Here is a 4968-nt window from a genome sequence, read left to right as displayed (position 1 = left end):
GATGCTGTCCGCGGAAGCCTGGAGGCCGACTCCAGCACCTACGGTCCCAGGATCTTCGACCTCGGACTGGCGGAAGCGGTGGAGCGGACGATCCTAGCCGGGTTCGAGATCGACGTACTGGAGATCCGCGACCCCGACCCCATTCTGGGACTGTCCGAGGACGCCCTGCGTGGTCGGCGCCTGGCGCTGCTCCAGGCCGCGCTGCTGGAGTACGCCGCGCAGCAGAACCTTCACACGGTCACGTCGGTTCGGCACCCTGTGTGCCGTGCGACTCGCACGCTGCCGACTGCGCCAGCTACGGCCGCAAGCACAACCGGGCTTCATCCCGGTCCCAGATGCGGGAAGGCCTCCAAAGCAGGTTGGGCGACAGAACGCGTGGGGCCTGCTCCCCGTCTGACATGGCCGGGAGCAGGCCCCACGGGATGGGCGGGTCAGCGGCGGCGGGATCGGGCCTTTGCCTTCGCCCGGGCAAGCCGGTCGGCCGCCTCAGCGTCGCGCTGGCGCTGCAACTCCCCGAAGGACCTGGTCAAGCCCTTGCGGTGCCGGTTCGCGGCCATTCCGACCAGCGGTGCGCCGTTCACCGCGAGCAGGTCGGACGCGGCCTGGGAGGAGTACGGCGACTCGTCCAACGCGGCCTGCGTCGGGAACACGTCTGCGTGCCGCTCATGGGGGTGGATGAGGTGGTCCTCCTTGCCGCCAAGGCTGAATACCCACTTGAAATTCACTGGGGGGTTCGGCTCCACCAGGCGGCGAAAGCGCACGTTAGGAACAGTTCCGCCTATATCAGGCCGTCACCTGTCTCAGTGAAGGGCCTGCGCCAGGCAATCCGAAGGGGCGCCGGCCCCTCCCGAGGTGTCTCAGAGGTTGTTACACGACCATGACATTTCCGCAGTAAACACTCTGCGAGGGGAGAACGAGCGGCGAACAATGACGAACGGGCACCTCCAGCTCCGCAGATCGCGATCTTGCCTTGTCCACAGAATTGGCCCGGGAATCTGTCATAGAAATGGACCATACTCCGGCGCCACTGGGTCCGTAGCGTTGCAGGCATGAGCACGAACGAAGCACAGGAAAGCCCGCACGCCTCCCCGAGCACACGCCCTGTCTGGACTGGGCGAAGCTAGCCCCGGAAGCCTTCAAGGCCATGATCCGCCTGGACACGGCACCGTGATGGTCTCCCTGTGGCTTATGGGCGCCTTCCCCGGCTGCGGCGTTGTTTCCTATGCGGTGGCCCAAATGGCGGGGTCCGCGGCGGGAATGGGTCTTGGGCGTCTGCTGTGGGGGCCTGCGGTCTCCTTCCCGTCGATCGGCTACGCGGCGATCGTGCCCGCGCCCTCCTGGCAGCCCGCGTGCGTCTTTGTCGCCAAGGCCAGCAGCATGATGGTGATCATGCTCGCTGTCAGTTTTTGCATGGCTCAGGCCCGCTGTGCGCGCCTGGTGCCGTACGTCATCGGGCTGTCCGTTGCGCTGGTGATCGCTTTTCTGCGGCCTCGCAGCGAGGGCTCGATCAACGCCGCCCGCCAGTTCGCTCCCGCCGCATTCGCCGGGCAGCAGACCACCGATCTGCGGATCTATCTGGTCGCACCGATTCTGGGAGCGGCCCTCGGGGCCTGGCTGCACCACCTTCTCAGCCGTTGCCGACTGACGTGTGAGGTGCGGGTGAGAGCAAGCGGGGCGTCACTGGACGGCGGTGTTGCTGCCGTCGGCGTCAGCCGATGGTCCGTTGGCCGCACCCCGGCCCCGACAGGGGTCCCCGCCGGAGCAGGTCTGACGGGGCGAGACCACCGCCGCAGCCACCGTCGGGGGCGACGTCAAAGGGCTGTGGCCTTCCGTGCCTGGCAGCTCGATCATCCCCTGCCCTGGACCTATCCATCTACCAGACAGCCGAGCAGCTGGGGGCCGCATCGCCGCGGAACACAGAAGGAGAAGAGCAATGGGCAGTTCCGCAGAGACCACAGTCTCCGAGGCTTCGACGGCCATCGAGACAGTCGGCCCGGCGATAGCTCTCCTCGACGCGCAGGGGACGGTGGTCGCATGGTCGCAGGCCGCTCAGCGGCTCGTGGGCTACTCGGCCGCGGAGGTGGTGGGGCGGTCCGCCGGTGCCCTGCTGGTGACCACTGACGACCGAGCAAAGGCATCACAAGCCGCACACGAGAGCACCCTCCGGGGCCGCTGGTCCGACCTCACGCAGGTCCGCCACCGCGACGGCCGCAGCATCGACGTGCGCCTGTGCGTGTCATCACTGTCCGGGCAGGACGGCCGGGACTGGTGGGTGGTCTGGGCGACCGACAAGGCCTCGCTTCCCGCATGGCCGACCGAGGCCACAGCGGCGGAGCCGCTCCTCGCTACGCTGCCGCTGCCAAGCCGCCTCCCGATCGGTGTCGTCATACGGGACACACACCTGCGCTGCATCCAGGTGAACGACACCCAGGCCTCCAAGGACGGCATCCCTCTCCCCCAACGGCTGGGCCGCAGGCTGACGGAGGCGGCGCCCGGGACGCAGGCCGAAACGCTGGAAGCAGTGATGCACCAGGTGCTGGAGAGCGGAGACCCGGCGATGGACGTGGACTACCAGGCCTTCCTGCCGGCGAATGTGCGAAGCAACCGCATATTGACGGCATCCTTCTTCCGCCTCGACGACGCGCAAGGTCGCCCGCTGGGCGTGTGCGCTGTGAGCCTGGACGTCACCGACAGCCGACGGGCACGAGAGCGTCTGGCCATCATCGGCGAGGCCAGCAGGCGCATCGGCACCACTTTGGACGTCATGCAGACCGGGCAGGAACTGGCCGACCTCGCCGTGCCGTTCCTCGCGGACTACGCCACCGTCGACCTGGCAGAGTCCGTCCCACTCGGCGAGCAGCCCTTGGCCCATCTCGGCCCGCAGGACGGGCGCATCCCCGCCTTCCGCCGTGCCGGCCTGGCCTCGATCCACCCGGGAACGCCGGAGTCCCTGTTCGCTCGCGGAGAGCCGGTCTTCGTCCCGCCCATTTCACCCTTCACCGGTGTCCTACTCTCCGGGAAATCACACTTCGAGCCGATACTGGACACATCCCCCGGCACATGGCTGGACCACCAGGACGCGGCGCGGGCACAGAAGATCCGCGAGCACGCCATGCACTCGTTGATGGTCGTCCCGATCCACGCCCGGGGAGCAGTGCTGGGCGTGGCCGTCTTCGTGCGGACGAAGGACCCCAGGCCGTTCGAGCAGGACGACCTGGTCTTGGCCGAGGAACTCGTCAGCTGGGCAGCGCTGGCCCTGGACAACGCCCGCCAATACGTGCGCGAACGCTCCGCGGCTCTCGCCCTGCAGCGCCTGCTGCTCCCCCACCGCCCCACAGGCGGCTCCGCCGCCGAGGTGGCCTGGCACTACCTGCCGGCCGACAGCCACCACGGCATCGGGGGTGACTGGTTCGACGTCATCCCCCTCTCCGGCGCCCGCGTCGCCCTGGTCGTCGGCGACGTGGTCGGACACGGCATCAACGCGGCGGCGAAGATGGGCCAACTCCGCACCGCCATGCGCACCCTCGCCGACATGGACATGCCTCCCGACGAAGTACTGTCCCGCCTCGACGAGCAGGTCATCCGCCTCACCGAGGCGGAAGCCGACCCCCGGCACCCGGCCACCACCACGATGGCCGCCACGTGCGTGTACGCCGTCTACGACCCGGTCACCCGCACCTGCACCGTGGCACGGGCCGGCCACCCCCCGCCCGCGATCATCGACCCGCACGGCCACGTCACCTTCCCCGACCTGCCCAGCGGAGCACCGCTCGGCCTCGGACTGGGCCCCTTCGAGTCCATAACTTTGGAACTCGCCGAAGGAAGCGTGCTCGCCCTCTACACCGACGGTCTGATCGAGGCCCGCCACCAGGACATCAGCGCCGGCATGAACCGTTTGCGCGCGGCCCTCGCACGGCCCCACCTCACACTGGACGATCTGTGCTCGTCCACGGTGGACACACTACGGGCCAAGCCGCCGAGCGACGATGTCACTCTGCTCCTCGCACGGACCCACTCGCTGAGCGCAGACCAGGTTGCCTCTTGGCAGTTCCCCAGCGATCCCGCCGTCGTCAGCCGTGCCCGAACTCTCGCTATCCGGCAGCTGACCCAGTGGGGACTGGAACACCTAGCCGAGTCCACAGAGCTGATCGTCAGCGAACTATTCACCAACGCCATCATCCACGGCAACGGCGACTGCAACAGCGACCGCACGATCGGCCTACGCCTCATCCGGCACGAGATGCTGACCTGCGAAGTCTCCGACGCCAGCCACAGCCACCCGCTTCTGCGACACCCCCGCACCACCGACGAACACGGCCGCGGCCTCTTCCTCGTCACTCAACTGTCCCGCCGATGGGGTACCCGCCACATCCCGGACGGCAAACTCATCTGGTCTGATCAGCAACTGCCGGCCAGTGCGTGAAACCACTTACCCGCCCAGCTCAAGCGCTTGGAGGCCAGTGCCTGTGCCCCGAGAAGACCGGCAACTCGTACGCACCATTTATGTGGCTGGAGAGCGGACGTACGCTCCCACACCACGCCACGCCACGCCACGCCAGCGGAAGCCCGGTGTCGGGGTGGAAAGTCCCATCCGGCCTTCCCGCCTTGTCGCCAAACTCCAACGACTACATCAGAGGTTCGAACTTCGTCCGCCCCAGAGATTGGGAGTGGATCTGCAACGTGGTCGAAGCAGCCAGAACGGCCGAAGCGGCCGATACAGCAGTTTGTGGACGTACGAACGGCTGCTCTTCCCGGTGCCCTGTGCCCTGTTGCAGCTCGGTGTGCATACCGAGCGGCGACGCTTCATCTGCCGCGCGCGCCGAACCTGGGAGAATCATGGAGAGCATGCCGCCTTTGCACGTGACTAGGGCAGCGAGCGGATGGCGGGGCTACCGAGGGGTGACCCTGTGGTCCGTGCCGATCGTGGCGGTTCCGGTGGCCGACTGGTTCCTGCCGCCCGACATCCAC

General features: G+C 67.7%; 2 protein-coding genes and 2 pseudogenes. 2 read left to right on the top strand and 2 right to left on the bottom strand.

What is annotated here, in order from left to right; translation table 11 throughout:
- Positions 1–93: 93 nt before the first annotated feature.
- Both ACWDA7_RS50260 and ACWDA7_RS50255 read right to left on the bottom strand, forming a co-directional pair.
- Complete coding sequence (locus ACWDA7_RS50260) at positions 94–255, bottom strand: hypothetical protein (RefSeq protein WP_450614582.1); 162 nt, start codon at positions 253–255, stop codon at positions 94–96.
- Between the two features lie 176 nt (positions 256–431).
- Positions 432–758: pseudogene (locus ACWDA7_RS50255) on the bottom strand (GP88 family protein); the annotation flags it as partial.
- Positions 759–1170: 412 nt separating this feature from the next.
- Here ACWDA7_RS50255 and ACWDA7_RS50250 point away from each other — a divergent pair.
- Positions 1171–1560 (top strand): annotated as a pseudogene (locus ACWDA7_RS50250) (aquaporin); the annotation flags it as partial.
- 373 nt (positions 1561–1933) lie between these two features.
- Positions 1934–4423 (top strand): SpoIIE family protein phosphatase, encoded by a 2490-nt coding sequence (locus ACWDA7_RS50245; RefSeq protein WP_450614580.1) that lies wholly within the window; start codon positions 1934–1936, stop codon positions 4421–4423.
- The last annotated feature ends 545 nt before the right edge of the window (positions 4424–4968 follow it).

The organism is Streptomyces sp. NPDC001156, assembly GCF_053598275.1.
The sequence above is the reverse complement of the archived record's forward strand: the minus strand, read 5'-3'. Positions and strand labels throughout refer to the sequence as shown.